Below are 14,330 nucleotides of genomic sequence, written 5' to 3'. Positions count from 1 at the left end.
TCTCCTTATATATTGATTATTAAAGCGTCTCCTGCTTAATAATTTTAGGTGTAATAAAAATCAACAATTCTTTGTTTTCAGAGCTATTACTAACACTACTAAATAGCCAACCAAGTAATGGAATATCACCTAAGAAAGGGACTTTGCTTTTTGAGTGTGCAACTGTCTTCTCGTAAATACCACCCAAGACGACAGTCTGACCATTCTTAACCATAAGTTTTGTCTCGATTTCACGCTTATCAAGCGCGGGCTCGCCAGAAGAGCCTGTTGTACCATCAGTTGATGGCGCATCTTTTTTGACCGTAACATCCAAGATCACATGACCATTTGGCGCTACTTGAGGTTTTACTTTAAGCTCAAGCACAGCTTCTTTAAAGGCAATACTTGCAGCCCCTGAGGCACTGCTCTCATTATAAGGGATTTCTTTGCCTTGCTTAATATAGGCCTCTGTATTCTCAGCAACGACCAAATGAGGCGAAGATACAATCTTAGCATCTCCTTCGGTTTCAAGCGCTGATAATTCTAAACTTAAATCAATCCCGCCAAATAAACCACTAAATGCCAAAGTTGCATTGGTTGAACCTTTTTTCTCATCAGATGGCCTTAAATAATTCGGCAAAATACTAATCGTACTGCCTTGTTTATTGTCTGCAGTATAACCAAGCCCTAAGTCAAATGCTGACTTTCTAGAGACTTCAACAATACGTGCTTCAATGAGCACTTGATCGACCGGTTCATCTAAATTTTCAATCATCGCGCGCACGGAGTTAATATAATCTTTGGTATCGGTAATCACAATGGTATTGGTACGCTCATCAGTAGCAATTGATCCACGTGATGATAAAAATCCTGTTTTACCCACCTCAATTACCTTCATCACTTCTTCTGCTTTAGCATAGTTAAGATGAATATACTCGGTAACAAGTGGCGCTGCTGCCTGGTTGGCTTTTTGCGCTGCAGTTGCTTCTTGATCTTGTGCTGCAATTTCTGCATTTGGTGCAATATACAAAATATTACCCATCAAACGCTTTCCAAGACCTTTGGACACAAGGATAATATTTAGCGCTTCTTCCCATGGCACTTGATTTAAGTTAAGCGAGACATTACCCGCCACCCCTTCACTAACGACAAGGTTAAGACCTGCAAACTGCGCCATAGTTTGCAGTAACGCGCGCACAGATACGTCCTGAAACTTTAACGATATCTTCTTATTAACATTAAAACCATCCACTTCTGTTTGTTGATTGGTTAAATCAACTTCAAGCATTTTATCCGTCGTTTTACGGGTGAAGTTAAACGGCACTGCCGTATGAATGACAATAACGACATTATTGCCTTCTTGTGACAAATCAATCGAGTTGACAATCGTATTAAAGACGGTTGTATCAATATTATGCAACCAGTAATCAGCAATGCGAGTATTTTTCAAAGTAATCAATAATGCATTTTTATGCTCTGAGAACTCGACATATTGTGGCTGTTTTTTCCAAAGAAGCTTCAACACACCGCCATTATTTAATGAACGCTGATAGCGAATATCATCAATATAAGCTTCTGAACTATTTAAATTAACTTTACCTGCTTCTTTAATTGATGCTAGTACGTCTTTCTCAACAACTGCTTTTTTGGCAATTGCTGTAGATAAATTGCTAGGTGAAGCAACCTTAGTTGCAGCAGAAATTTTAGCGGCATTTTCTAAGTAATGCGCCATATCCAAATCAAGCGTAACTTTACCAAAATGCAACGTATCCGCCACAACAGGTGCAGCTATCGCACATGCTAAGACACATGCGGTTAACCTTAAGACGCTTGCCTTTAATAACATATCATTCCGCCTGATCTAACTTTAATACGGTATTTACTTTGAGCCATTGCCCCTCTTTTCCTTTCTTCCTTTCATCAATCTCCACATACTTTGCCGTAATTTTATCAACGCGTCCATAATCGCGACCAATATAATCGCCAACTTGAACGATATTTGCATGTCGATTTTTTACATTGGTTATAATAGCCCAAAAATGTCCACTTTGCTCGATAACACCGGAAAATTTAAGGTTTTCTAATGGAATTTTCTCTAGCGGGGTCTTGCGACGTGCTAAATCTGGCTCATATTGTTTATCATCAGCGATCTGCGTTGGCGTCTCTTTTACTCTAAGCTTTGCTGGCGTGTCAAATGGATTACGCAATCCCTTTGTATTCATGGCTTGAGTTTTAACCATTTTAAGCTCTGGCAGCGGCTGTATTTTATCAGCCAAGGTTTGCGCATTAGCCTTCTCAACAAAAAGTACCAAATCTTTTGGCGCGGCTAAGGCTGAATTTGCTACGCCAAAAGCAACAATAAAGAATACAGCACGAGCCAACATTTACGCACCCTCCTTGCCTGGTTTCGCTTTTAGGCTAAAGGTTTGTAAATTCATACTCATCTGCAAAATGCCATTTTCACTCACAGTGTTATAAGGAACAATACGATAGTTTTCAATCAAAATAATTCGTGGCAATGTTTCAAGCTTATTAACAAAATTCGTTAGCTGCTCAAAAGTTCCATCACACGCAAGTTGAATATTCAGCACGGCATAATTATCTTTATAATCCAGCGGTTGCGGGTTTAGCACTTTTACACGTAAGCCATTTTGAAATGCCAAATCCGATAATTGCTCGATCAATTGTGGCAATTCACTATCGGTTGGTAAGGCTTGCAATGATGCATTGAATTTATTTTGCAAGATCTCTACTTGTTGCTGTAAAACAGGTAATGATTTACTGCGCGCAATATTTTTAACCAGCTCATTTTTATATTGTTCTTCCAAGGCAAAAGCATTTGTTCTTTCCTGATAACGCATACTCACAACCGTTGAGTATCCCAAAAGCACAACCAAAAGCAAAACAATCGCTGATATAATCAACTTCAACCATAAGGGTTGCATGCTGAGTTTATCTAGCAACAAAATGAGCTTTTTTTTCATTTTGGCACCTCCTGCTTAACACTTATTTTAAAAGCATTCTCAGCACCAAAACCAGGCTTGCCAATTAAACTGATATTCGCCAAAGTAGGTCGATCAAACTCAGGTGAATCTTCCAAAGCACGCATAAACTGCGCCACTGATTTACTATTCTCAGCACGCCCTTCTAATACCAGTTCGTCTTTATTTTTTTCGATACTAATTAAGTAAGCAGTATCTGGCAAGGTTTGCGATAACCCAAACCACACACCTAACACTTTTTGCCGTTCTTTTTCTAAATTATTCAACAGTTCAATTTTGCGAATGAGCTCTAGCTTTTCTTTTTCAAATTTTACCAACTCAGCATTGCTCTTCAAAAAATTGATATTCTGTGTCCGCAAATACTCATTACGTTCGTATTGGTTAGACAAACCCTCTGATGCAATAACAAGCCAAATAAACGTAATGATCACACCAATAAGCACGACAAAACCAAAATCAAGTGCCAAAGATTTTAAATGTTTTTTCTGACGCATTTCACGCCATGGTAAAAGATTAAAATGATGCATCAGTTCACCTCCGGTCGCGTTGCCAGAGCAATGGTTAATAGATATGATGCTTTGTGTGTGATATTCGCTGCTGCTTGTGGGTTCCCTAAATGTGCAAATGGATCTAATACCATCACATCTAATTGCATCATATCTTTAAAGCTGGCAATGATATTATTTATCTCAACACGATCACCATATAACACAATTTTTTGCGGCTTTTTACCACGGTTAGATACTTCAAACATCTGCATATTGCGCATTAACCAAGCATTTAATGCATTTAAGTACTCTGCTTCACTTAAGCCCGCTGAAATTGTTTTCTGCTCAGAAAGGTAAATTTGATTTTCATCTAGAATGTGTAATTTAAAACGTTTAAAGTTCAAGCAAATCAGTGCCCAACAGTCTTGTTTTTCTTTCGGATAAAAAATCTCAACAAAACGCTGCAACACGTAATTATCAATATCGATAATCTCAAGATGTAACCGACATATTTTCGCTAATTGCTCATATTGTCCAATTTGATCTTTATGTGCCGCGATAAACAATACTTCTTGTTTGCTAGAATTAGTATTTTCTTCTTTTTTTTGCACCTCAAAATCATAAAAAGTTTCTTCCGGTGGGTAGGAAACGTGCTTGTTAAAATCTATCACGATCTCATCATGAATTTGTGCCTCAGTTAGTCCCTCATCAAAGCGCAAACGCTTACTAATAACATTCGCACCATTGATGACAAAGGCTGCTTGTTTATGCTTAATCTTATTGCGTTTTAAAAGTCCTAGTAAGCTCTCTGCCACCTCAGCAAAGTCAACGATCTGTCCATTTTCAATCATGCCATGCTCAAGCTCAGCACTATCAGCTGCCACTAATTCATAACCTTGATTTTTTTTTCTTAAGACAACAACACGCAGGAAATAATCTGACCAATCAATGGCGATCAATCCTTTGCTTTTCAAGCGTGTCATCATATAAGAAAGCGGCATGCTCATTCGTCCTTTTAACTTCAACTTCTGACAGTATAGCCAAGCTTAAAGCAAAAAACAGCGTCAATACTATATTTTGTAGGGTTTTAAAAGATATTCACCACTTTCATAGCCTGATAATTCAACCAGGTCTGTAATTTTACGCTTACCCGCTTTATCTCGCGCAATAAATACAATCAGATCAAGTGCTTGTAAAATAAGCGTTCTAGGTACTGTAACCACCGCCTCCTGAATCAAGTCTTCAAAACGATAAGGTGCTGACTCAACGCTATTGGCGTGAATCGTGCACACCCCGCCAGGATGCCCTGTATTCCAGGCTTTCAACAAATCAAGCGCTGAACCATCTCTTACCTCACCGATAACAATTCTATCTGGGCGCATTCTTAATGAGCCTTTAACTAGATCACGCATTGTCACTGATGTCGTTGTTGTCATCGTCACCAAATCATCAACTTCCACTTGAAGTTCAGGCAAATCCTCAATCACTAAAATACGATCTTGGCTGCCTTGCAGCTCTGCTAATAACGCATTACAAAAAGTTGTTTTACCAGAACCTGTGCCGCCAACAACAACGATATTTTTACGCTCAATAACAGCACGCCTTAAGCCTTCTGCTTGCTCGTGTGTTAAAGCGCCTTGCTCGACATATTGATCTAAAGTAAAAATCGCAATGGCGCGTCGCCTAATTGAAAAACATGCACGATTCACTACCGGAGGCAGCCAACCTTGGAAACGCGCACCTTGAAAGGGAAGCTCTGCTGAGACTTCAGGATGCTCATCATTTGCAACATGATTCTTAAACGATGCAACAAGCTTGACGATATTTTCACTTTGCTCTGCCGGAATATAAATATCCGTTGCCACTTTACCTTCACCGATACGCTCATAATGCAAGCGACCATCTGGATTTAGCATAATCTCAATGATTTTTTCATCATAAAGATATTCCATCACCTCTTTGCCAAAGGCAGTTTTTAACATATTTAACTGCCGCTCTTCAATCAATGCTCTTTGTATCATAATTTTACTGCCTTACTCATAATCTGTGACTTATTAACCAGTCCATAGTAGCGACTATCGAATGAATGAGGATTTGCAACACCTTGCATAAAGTAGTTATCTTTAGGTATTTTTCCACAAAAATCAAATACCGGCAGTGTGTTTCCTTTACCATCTGTTTGATAGATTTTGCCAATCCACTGTTCATTAATATAGACATTTTGTGCTTTTGTGCATAAGAAATCCCCTGGAACACCGACTATTTTCTTTAAAAGCGGAACATCCTTAGGTAACCATTCTCTTGCCAAAATATAATCTTCCGTTTGCGCATTAGGAGTAAACACCACATTGTCGCCTTTGTGATAGGCTGATACCGGATAGGTAAAATACCAACCTTCGGGCATGCTTGGCGTCAATTGTTGAATAAACCCAATATGTAAGGCTTTTAGCAACCATAACAAAGCATAGAATATCGCTAAAACAGCAAGAATCTTATATAAAAATGTAAGCCTTGCCACTATGCTATCAATCTTCTTTTATTTTGCGAATGGTGCTATCAGAAATACTCTTATTAACATTGGAGGCATCAGAAACCTTATCTTGTTTCTTACCAGCCATAGCTCCACCTTGCACCGTTGTTGAGACGTTGACATTAGTACTTCCCCCACCTACCGAGCCTCCGCCAGTAACAACTGTGGCACCTGATTGGACGGATCCACCCATTGCCGTACTCGATCCGGCAACACCATGCATTGAAGAAGCAGCTCCAACCGATGAGACAGATACGGAAGTTGATTGCGCTGGCTGATTAACCACAACATGCGCTGCTGCAGGGGATGACATATTCTGGAAGATATTACCACCTGGTTTACCAACGGCTTTAGCAAGATAATTTGGTAAGGTATAAATCAAGATCAACAAAATAAAGGAGGTAAAGAATAATGCCAATGGTTTTTCTAGACTTGTGGAATCACTAATCGCTGTTATTTTTAAGCTTTGGAATAACGTAAATGCCACACCCAGAATAAATATCACGGCAAGTAATCTCACACCTGCTCTTAATAAATGTTGTATCGACTTATAAAATAAATCCTGTATTGGCTTAAATACACCAAGCGGCACAACAATAAGCGACAACACTGCTACAAAATAAAACAGTACAACTGAAATAATAATCTGCGCACCAATGGCAGCAAAGATAAGCAGAAGCCCCATGCCCAACACCAGATAAAGCATTGACAGCCCCATGTTGAATGTCCCGTATTGCACAGAGATCTTAAGCATCGACACGCCCGCTTTAAAACCGATCCCCCACAGCTTTCCTGGACTATATAGCAAGGCTTGGGATTTCTCAGGTGCCACGATATAGCCCACCTTTATAAAGGTTGCCAAGATCATCTGCAGCAGTTCAGGGAAATATTTGACGATGGTAAAAAACAAGCCAATTTTAATAATCTTAACAATAAGATTACCAACACCTTCATCTTGTTTAATAATCCAAACAAGTCCAAAGATCACAAGCTCAAGACTGGCAACAATTGCCAAAAGCGCTAATGCAGAACCTTGCAATGCACTAAATTTTGCATTGATTTGCTCGATAAAGCCAAACTGGATTTTATCAAGTAGCTGTGTTCCTAACACACTGGTTACATCTGCCATATCTTACCTATTGGTTACCTTGCGCATCGTTGCCTAAAATTTTTGCAAATGGATTCTCAACTGGACCACCACTGCCATCACCACCTTCAAACTGGTCTGCCGTTGGGTTTTGACCAACATCAGCAAAGAAATCTTGTTTTGATTGCCCATCATCTTGCAACAACTTATCAAACACCTTAAGCCCTTTAGATGTTTTTTTGTTCATCTCCTGTAATAGGCCTTGATTACTATTGTTTGTACTATTATTTGTTGAATTGGTTGTATTATTAGTATCACTATTTGAGCTATAGGGATTGTTGTAATTATTATTACTACTATCCGATGAGCCATCATAGGCAGAAACCTGTGCACACCAACCCAGTAAGATCAAAACAACACACAAAAAACGCATTATTCACTCTGCCCGTATGGTGGTAAATAAGTATCTTTAGTGACTAATACTGAGAACTCTTTACCGGAGTTAATGGTAATTGTCGGTTTTAAATTCATTGCCCTATCGGTAATCTTACCACCCACTTGTGATGCAGTTTGCCCTAAACTTTGCAACACAGAATTTTGTGCAACATTGCCGTAGTTTGCGGTACAGTTACCATTAGCATCACAGACTGTTGCGTTAGATTGTGTTGCCACTTGCGCTGCCACTGCCGGCACATTAAAGACGGTTGACAAGGCTGCAGCACCAATTAACTGCCCCCAGTGGTTATTTACTTCATCCGCTAAACCTGAAACGCCTGAGTCATCCATACCTTGCTGGTTTGGTAAAATAATGGATGTACCATCTGGGCGAATTAAACGAATAAACTTAACCTGCACACTGGTATCACCATAAACCGTGCTTGAATTATATTGCCCAATCAACGAGCTTCCTCTTGGAATTAACAGTACCGAACCTGTTAATGTATCATAAACATCTTTCGCAACACGCGCGACAATAGTCCCTGGCAGATCCGATACAATTTTCGTCTGCAAAATGGCAGGAATGGAATTGCCAGCCATAATTACATTATCTGAAATCGGCTTTTGAATGGTATTTTCATTGGTAATGTCTTTTGCCGTTAAGCCACCTTTCATAAAGTTTTCACGCTGTTCTTCAGGTGTTTTAGCCGCCTGCTGTCCATCTTGCTTGGCTTTATCTTTATCCTGTCCATCTTGAGGAATTGGACGCGGCGCACCACCACCAAAGAAAATTGGCGCATTCATAGCCTCGCGATCCATGGGTGAGTAACTTGGTTCTGCTGGCTTTTGCACAGATCTTGGCTGATTTTTCAAACTATTAATTTGTGTTTGCAATTCTTGTAGTTGCGAGCGCTGTTGATTAATCATACGCTGTAGTTCTGGGTTTTCTTGTTGCACCACTTTAACAGGCTGATCCATCCCTAAACGCTTACGAATTGCTTGTGCATCTTTATAACTGGATAGTTCATCAGAGACTTTGAGGCTTGCTCCTGAAGCGTTGGCGCTAAGATCAGAACTATTCATGCCAGTCGAGCTTTTCTTTGGTGCATTAATCGAAAAAATAAATGCCACAATAATAATTAAAAGCAACCCGCCACCAACAATAGTGATTAACTTTTTGTTTAGCTCTGATGATTTTGGCGGTGACGCCCTTAATCCCAGTTTATTTTGTTCTTTCTTAGCCATAATAACCCTTGATTATGCTTACTTTTGTGAAATCTCAACAACTGTTTCACCTGACTGCTTAGTGCCTACTTTTAAATAGGCATTTTTAATAACCGTGTCAATCACCATATAGTCACCCTTCATGCGCCAGTTAAAGTTTGCTGTGCCATATTCACCATCATTTGATTGAACAAATGGCACTGGCATTGTTGCATTACTAACTACCACCTCATGCGGAAACTTAATAAAGGTCTGATGTCCTGAGCTAAATATCTGCTCTGGATACCATTTTGGTGTGTCACCTTTTAACATACTCCAATTATAGTTGAAATTCATATTAGATAAACTCAAGTCAAGACCGCCATCTTGCTGTGGTGGTGGCAATAATTTGCTATCGCCATCGGACGCATTCATATCACCTAGATTACCACCATTAAATCCTTGAACCATCGCGCTTGGATATTGCCATTTAACCGATACCATTGCTTGATCTTGATCCACTGATTTTAAAATCAAATGATAGGTGCGTTTATTCGTTGTGATAATCATTGAGTTAGTTAGATCTGATTTTTGCGGCTTAATCAAAATATGCCAACGTAAATCTTTACCTTCACCACTATAGGTTGAAGCAATCTGCCAGCGAAGCGTATCACCCGCTGCTTGCGATATAATTTTCTCACCTGGCTCAAATACCACATCAGTAATATTCAAAGGCGCGGTATAAATCGTATACATCGCCCCTGGCATATAGCTATAAGTCATCATCGCATTAAAAAAGTCACTTTGATCAGGGAATTGCTGAGCATCTTTGTTAGCTTCAGCAACTGCTGCTTCTTTGGTCAAAACTGGCTTTTGCGCTGCTTTCTCAGCTTTACTATTTGGCACAGGACGAAGTTGCCCTGGCATTGGTACTGGAATATACTCACGCACTACCTTAGTGCCTGCGGCATCTGCAGGTTTTGCTTGCACAAATTTACCTGAGTCAATGTCACCTTGATAACTATTTGTCGCACAGCCTGCCATTGCAATTGCAGTAAGTGGTAATAAACGGCTAATTTTATTTAATTTCATTGACTTGATCCTTTTTCGCTAAATGAGAAGAAACCTATTTTTAAACCCAGTGGGTTAATGACCATTTGATTTAATGTCTTAGGCGGGAAGCTTGGTGAGAAAGTGAATATGCCACTATATGTTTTCACACTCTCGACACCGCCATCTTTATTGTATGTCGTTGACTGGAAGGTCACCTCAAAGCTATTATTGCTCGCCTCATTGGCATTGGTTACCACCGTCGTAATTGTTTTATCACCAACAAGCTTTAATGGGTTAATCGCTTGATAAACCTGCTTTAATTGGTCTTCTGCGCGACCTGATACCGCAAGTAATGCTGACTGCCACTGACGATTAAGAACGACTGGATCCAACGGAATCTCAGTAATATTTTTAATAAAATCACTAACAAATGCAATTTTTTGCGCGACCGTCGGCGTATAGCTCTGTGATGCAGTTTGCACGTTTACTACACTTTCTTGCGGCTTAACCTCAGCAACATAAACGTACATTTGCTGACGGTTCGCTTCAATAATAATTGCAAGCAATAATAAGATACAAACGATCAAAATAGCAATTGCTGCTATCATCCAATTGCGCGCTTGTTTTTTAGCACTACCAATGCGCAGCTCCCACTCTTCATAGGCTTTCTGATAGTCTGTTTTCTGCACTTTTTGTGCCTTTTGCGCTTTTTGCGTTTCTTGTATTTCTTTTTCCATCTACAATAACCTTTCAATTGCTAGATTTTGAATATAGATTCCTAAAGGATTAATTTTCACCTGCTCTTTCGTTGTCAACGGTTGATGCCCAAACTGTCCAGAAACAACTAGTATTGCCGTACCTTTTTTATCAACCAACTCACCGCTGAAATTTAAATCATTCATCGTAAATTTATCAAATGTTGCTGCTTTGAGCTGACTCTGTGAGATTCCAGCAACACCTTGCTTTAATGCAAGCTGTGAGGCTTCATCTAGGAAATTGTTATAAATACCACCTGATTGATCACTTATTAAGAGTGACTTAACAAACCCCTCTAACACTGTTTGACTCACAGTGTAATTAGGACTCAAAAACTCAGGCGGGGACTTTAAAAAACCTTTACTTGTGACCTGTTCAACCAATATTTTATACGGGATTGAGTTTAAGTAACCCACTAAAATCAGTGATAAAAAAAAGCTTAATCCCGCCCCACTAAAAAAGACAACACGCCAAATATACGCTTTATAAATCAGCTGTCCAATCGGTTTGTCAAACAACTGATTTTGCTTCTGAAAGGGTGTAACCACTTCAGTTTGACGATAAGACTGAACTTCTTTACCAAAAGGGAAACCACTAGGTTGCATCTACGTCCCCCTTATAGTGTTCTTTGACAATGTCATATGCCCAATCAAGACCTCTGCCATGCAAGTAACTTTTTAAGAAATAATCATACCCCTTATGCTGCGCCAGAATTTCTCTAATGTGCTTACGATCCTCAGGGCGACTCACTGCACAAAAAGCCAGAGCTATGGGTCCCAAACCTAGATCAAATAAGCAATTACCTTTATGTGACTGGAAATAATATTGCCGCTTTGGCATCGCGTGCGCTAAAATCTGCACTTGCCTTAAGTTAAGTCCAAGCGACTCATAGCCTTGCGAAACCGCAGGCTCCATCGCGCGATCATTTGGTAAGAAAATGCGTGATGGGCAAGACTCATTAAGCGCTGACACTAAGGGTGATTTCACCGCATCATCGACTGATTGTGTTGCAAAAATCACTGACACATTAAGCTTTCTTAATGTCTTTAACCATTCTTTAATTTTTGAGGCAAAAATTGGATGATCTAAAAATAGCCACGCCTCATCAAGGATCATTAAACTAGGTCGACCATCAAAGCGCTTCTCGAGAATATGGAAAATATAAGCTAGCACGGGGGCGATAATATTTGGCATTGCCATCAAGCGCTCCATCTCAAAACACTGCCAATTAGCATCACTAAAGTGCTCTTCATCACAATCGAGTATCTCACCATATGGACCACCCAACACATAGGAGTCAAGTGCCATTCTTAACGCTCTATCCTGAACAAAAGAACGAAGACCTGTCAGTGTACGCTGCTCTTTTGGCACCTCAGATAAGTTCATCAAAGCAAGCCAAACGGTTTCTTTAACCTCAGGTGTAATTTCCACCTTTTCATTTTCTAAAAGTCCAAGCACCCAATCATGTGCCCAAACTCGTTCAGTGGTTTCATCAATCTCGGCTAATGGCTGGAATACCAAACCGCCTTTACCGACATCACCTACTTCATAGAAATGACCTTTAACCCCTTGCGTTAATGCAAAGAAACTACCGCCTTTATCAAAAATAAATACTTGCGCGTTATTATAACGCAAAAATTGCGCTGCCATTACGTTTAACAATACGGATTTACCCGCACCAGTTGGCCCTAAAATCATTTGATGCCCAACATCACCAATATGATTAGACAATCTAAATGGCGTATTACCGGCTGTACGCGCATATAACAATGGTGGCGCTTTTAAATGCGCATTAATCTCAGGTCCTGCCCACACTGCTGAAAATGGCAATAAATGCGCCAAGTTTAAACTATGCATCAATGGCGTACGCACATTGGCATTTGCTTGCCCAGGAATCGATGATAACCATGCTTCAACTGAGTTAATCGTCTCTGACACAGTGACAAAACCAAGGCCGTTGACAACCCGCTCTACTTCACGCTGCTTCTCATACACTTTATCTTTATCGGTATCCCATACGGTCACTGTTGCCGTGTAGTAACCAAATGACACTAAGTCATCAGAAAGCTCAGATAGCGCCTCATCGGCATCATTGGATTTTTGTACAGCAGCACTATCGACCATAGCACTTTCGCTTTTTGACATCACTTCTTTTAAAATTGTCAATCCGCCTTTACGCTTTGCAAACCATTGACGCTTATAGCTTTTAAGCACTTTTTCGGCATCGGTTTTATCCAATGGCAAAAATCGTGTCACCCAACGGTATTGTAAAGGTAAATGATTTAAGCCATCTAAAATCGCAGGCACTGATGTTGTTGGAAACCCTAAAATAGAAATCGTTTTCAGATAATACTTACCCAACTTTGGCTCAAGTCCACCAAGAAGCGGGGTATCAGCTAACACCCCATCTAAATAGCTTGGATTATCCGGTACATTAACTTTATGTGCGCGCTCTGAAACGCAATTATGTAAGTAACTTAATGTTTCTTCATCACTTAGCTCAGCAATTTCATACATGTAATCCTGCATGATGTCATACAGTTGATTAACCGTTGCTGAGAAATAGTTCATAAGCTTCTTATAACCGGCGTCATGCTCATCATCACCCTTCTTCTCTTTAACAAAAAGACCTGAAAGCTTAGAAACCGATTCTTTTTGCGGCAAATATTGAAAGGTTAAAAAATATTCACTCTCATAGTTCTCGCCTTTGCGTTCAAAAAGATCCTTGCGCTCAACATCGATTAGCCAACTCACTGGATCAGGGAAATAGTTCTCTGAAGGGTAGCTCATTGCTGCTTTGCGTCGCGCCTCAACATATAGCGCCCAACCAGAGCCTAAGCGCTTTAAGGTATTATTAAGTCGCGCGGTAATGGATACCAATTGTGACTGCGTTGAAGATTCAAGATCGGGTCCTCTAAACGCAAATGTTTTTTGAAACGAACCATCTTTATTCAATATCACGCCTTTATCGACAAGCACAGCCCAAGGCAATAAATCACTTATTCTGTCAGGCTTCTTTCTATACTCTGCGATATTGAACATATTAGCTATACACCATAATAATTTCGTTGTTTAACATGACGCACCATGACTTGGAAAAACTGCGGGTCTTTTTTGGTCATCAATACGGCAACAGTATGCATAATAATAAAGATAGGAATGCCATACCAAGACTGCATACCAAGAACAATAGCCGCTCCCAAAGTACCATTTAAAATAAAAAACTGTCTGGGTACACCTGCCGTTAAAAGCGGTGTTGTTAGAGAGTTGTGTATCTTGATCACAAATCCAGGCACTGCCATTGTTACGCATCCTTTTTTAGTTGTTGAGTTTTGTATTTTTTAGCTATTAAAAAATATTAGAAAATCAACCCTGATCCACGGTTAAATAATCCAGAAATCAAGCTGGCTGCAGTAAAGGCAATTGCAAGCCCCATCACCACTTGAAATAGACGTCTAACACCACTACCACCTTCACCAAAGGCGATACCCAAGCCTGCAATTACGATACAGATCACACCTGCCATTTGCGCAATCGGCCCTGAGATTACATCCATAATCTGTTGTAAAGGTCCTGTCATCGCTGAAAATGCATTATTCTGCGTATCGGTTGCAAAACTCACTGCCACAGTTAACGGCAACATTGATAATGCAAATAGTGCACGCTTTAAAAACTCAAGATAATGCTTCATTCTTTATTTCTCCTTTTAAAAGGGTTCCTGACTAAATGTTTAAGGTTATATTAGTCAAATATATTGGCAAATCAAGAATTGGATGCTGCAAAATAGGATAAAT

At 39.8% G+C, this 14,330-nt stretch carries 16 protein-coding genes; all 16 read right to left on the bottom strand.

Features of this window, described 5'->3' with window-relative positions:
* Nucleotides 1–19: 19 nt before the first annotated feature.
* Nucleotides 20–1,825: a type IV pilus secretin PilQ gene (pilQ, locus tag NYP54_RS08050; protein ID WP_283156076.1), complete on the bottom strand. Its 1,806-nt coding sequence runs from the start codon at nt 1,823–1,825 to the stop codon at nt 20–22.
* Between the two features lies 1 nt (nt 1,826).
* The gene (locus NYP54_RS08045) at nt 1,827–2,363 is read right to left on the bottom strand and encodes a pilus assembly protein PilP (RefSeq protein WP_117002861.1); all 537 of its coding nucleotides are present in this window, start codon (nt 2,361–2,363) and stop codon (nt 1,827–1,829) included.
* The gene (gene pilO / locus NYP54_RS08040; RefSeq protein ID WP_117002862.1) at nt 2,364–2,963 is read right to left on the bottom strand and encodes a type 4a pilus biogenesis protein PilO; all 600 of its coding nucleotides are present in this window, start codon (nt 2,961–2,963) and stop codon (nt 2,364–2,366) included.
* Complete coding sequence (locus NYP54_RS08035) at nt 2,960–3,508, bottom strand: PilN domain-containing protein (protein WP_117002863.1); 549 nt, start codon at nt 3,506–3,508, stop codon at nt 2,960–2,962. Before NYP54_RS08035 ends, pilO begins: the two co-directional genes overlap by 4 nt.
* A complete protein-coding gene (gene pilM / locus NYP54_RS08030) occupies nt 3,508–4,470 on the bottom strand; it encodes a pilus assembly protein PilM (protein WP_283156075.1) in 963 nt (320 codons plus the stop codon). Before pilM ends, NYP54_RS08035 begins: the two co-directional genes overlap by 1 nt.
* Before the next feature lie 69 nt (nt 4,471–4,539).
* Complete coding sequence (gene trbB, locus NYP54_RS08025) at nt 4,540–5,490, bottom strand: P-type conjugative transfer ATPase TrbB (protein WP_117002865.1); 951 nt, start codon at nt 5,488–5,490, stop codon at nt 4,540–4,542.
* Complete coding sequence (gene lepB, locus NYP54_RS08020) at nt 5,487–5,987, bottom strand: signal peptidase I (RefSeq protein ID WP_283156074.1); 501 nt, start codon at nt 5,985–5,987, stop codon at nt 5,487–5,489. Before lepB ends, trbB begins: the two co-directional genes overlap by 4 nt.
* Before the next feature lie 7 nt (nt 5,988–5,994).
* Complete coding sequence (locus NYP54_RS08015) at nt 5,995–7,128, bottom strand: type IV secretion system protein (RefSeq protein ID WP_117002867.1); 1,134 nt, start codon at nt 7,126–7,128, stop codon at nt 5,995–5,997.
* Nucleotides 7,129–7,135: 7 nt separating this feature from the next.
* A complete protein-coding gene (locus NYP54_RS08010; RefSeq protein ID WP_283156073.1) occupies nt 7,136–7,519 on the bottom strand; it encodes a hypothetical protein in 384 nt (127 codons plus the stop codon).
* Nucleotides 7,519–8,769, bottom strand: coding sequence for a TrbI/VirB10 family protein (locus tag NYP54_RS08005; RefSeq protein ID WP_283156072.1), 1,251 nt, complete (start codon nt 8,767–8,769; stop codon nt 7,519–7,521). Before NYP54_RS08005 ends, NYP54_RS08010 begins: the two co-directional genes overlap by 1 nt.
* Before the next feature lie 18 nt (nt 8,770–8,787).
* Complete coding sequence (locus NYP54_RS08000) at nt 8,788–9,819, bottom strand: TrbG/VirB9 family P-type conjugative transfer protein (RefSeq protein WP_283156071.1); 1,032 nt, start codon at nt 9,817–9,819, stop codon at nt 8,788–8,790.
* The gene (locus NYP54_RS07995) at nt 9,816–10,517 is read right to left on the bottom strand and encodes a type IV secretion system protein (protein ID WP_283156070.1); all 702 of its coding nucleotides are present in this window, start codon (nt 10,515–10,517) and stop codon (nt 9,816–9,818) included. Before NYP54_RS07995 ends, NYP54_RS08000 begins: the two co-directional genes overlap by 4 nt.
* Nucleotides 10,518–11,141, bottom strand: a complete 624-nt coding sequence (locus NYP54_RS07990; RefSeq protein ID WP_283156069.1) for a hypothetical protein — start codon at nt 11,139–11,141, stop codon at nt 10,518–10,520.
* The gene (trbE, locus tag NYP54_RS07985; RefSeq protein WP_283156068.1) at nt 11,131–13,578 is read right to left on the bottom strand and encodes a conjugal transfer protein TrbE; all 2,448 of its coding nucleotides are present in this window, start codon (nt 13,576–13,578) and stop codon (nt 11,131–11,133) included. Before trbE ends, NYP54_RS07990 begins: the two co-directional genes overlap by 11 nt.
* A gap of 5 nt (nt 13,579–13,583) precedes the next feature.
* On the bottom strand, nt 13,584–13,838 hold the full coding sequence (locus tag NYP54_RS07980) for a VirB3 family type IV secretion system protein (RefSeq protein ID WP_117002874.1): 255 nt from the start codon (nt 13,836–13,838) through the stop codon (nt 13,584–13,586).
* 56 nt (nt 13,839–13,894) lie between these two features.
* On the bottom strand, nt 13,895–14,227 hold the full coding sequence (locus NYP54_RS07975) for a TrbC/VirB2 family protein (RefSeq protein WP_117002875.1): 333 nt from the start codon (nt 14,225–14,227) through the stop codon (nt 13,895–13,897).
* Between the last annotated feature and the right edge of the window lie 103 nt (nt 14,228–14,330).

This window comes from Cysteiniphilum sp. QT6929 (assembly GCF_030035755.1).
Classification (GTDB): Bacteria; Pseudomonadota; Gammaproteobacteria; order Francisellales; family Francisellaceae; genus Caedibacter; species Caedibacter litoralis.
Note: the sequence above shows the minus strand (reverse complement) of the source record. Positions and strands in the feature narration are given on the sequence as shown.

Coding starts and splice junctions, on each gene's coding strand:
- pilQ (WP_283156076.1), bottom strand. CDS start 1,825: ATGTTATTAAAGGCAAGCGTCTTAAGGTTAACCGCATGTGTCTTAGCA.
- NYP54_RS08045 (WP_117002861.1), bottom strand. CDS start 2,363: ATGTTGGCTCGTGCTGTATTCTTTATTGTTGCTTTTGGCGTAGCAAAT.
- pilO (WP_117002862.1), bottom strand. CDS start 2,963: ATGAAAAAAAAGCTCATTTTGTTGCTAGATAAACTCAGCATGCAACCC.
- NYP54_RS08035 (WP_117002863.1), bottom strand. CDS start 3,508: ATGCATCATTTTAATCTTTTACCATGGCGTGAAATGCGTCAGAAAAAA.
- pilM (WP_283156075.1), bottom strand. CDS start 4,470: ATGCCGCTTTCTTATATGATGACACGCTTGAAAAGCAAAGGATTGATC.
- trbB (WP_117002865.1), bottom strand. CDS start 5,490: ATGATACAAAGAGCATTGATTGAAGAGCGGCAGTTAAATATGTTAAAA.
- NYP54_RS08015 (WP_117002867.1), bottom strand. CDS start 7,128: ATGGCAGATGTAACCAGTGTGTTAGGAACACAGCTACTTGATAAAATC.
- NYP54_RS08010 (WP_283156073.1), bottom strand. CDS start 7,519: ATGCGTTTTTTGTGTGTTGTTTTGATCTTACTGGGTTGGTGTGCACAG.
- NYP54_RS08005 (WP_283156072.1), bottom strand. CDS start 8,769: ATGGCTAAGAAAGAACAAAATAAACTGGGATTAAGGGCGTCACCGCCA.
- NYP54_RS08000 (WP_283156071.1), bottom strand. CDS start 9,819: ATGAAATTAAATAAAATTAGCCGTTTATTACCACTTACTGCAATTGCA.
- NYP54_RS07995 (WP_283156070.1), bottom strand. CDS start 10,517: ATGGAAAAAGAAATACAAGAAACGCAAAAAGCGCAAAAGGCACAAAAA.
- NYP54_RS07990 (WP_283156069.1), bottom strand. CDS start 11,141: ATGCAACCTAGTGGTTTCCCTTTTGGTAAAGAAGTTCAGTCTTATCGT.
- trbE (WP_283156068.1), bottom strand. CDS start 13,578: ATGTTCAATATCGCAGAGTATAGAAAGAAGCCTGACAGAATAAGTGAT.
- NYP54_RS07980 (WP_117002874.1), bottom strand. CDS start 13,838: ATGGCAGTGCCTGGATTTGTGATCAAGATACACAACTCTCTAACAACA.
- NYP54_RS07975 (WP_117002875.1), bottom strand. CDS start 14,227: ATGAAGCATTATCTTGAGTTTTTAAAGCGTGCACTATTTGCATTATCA.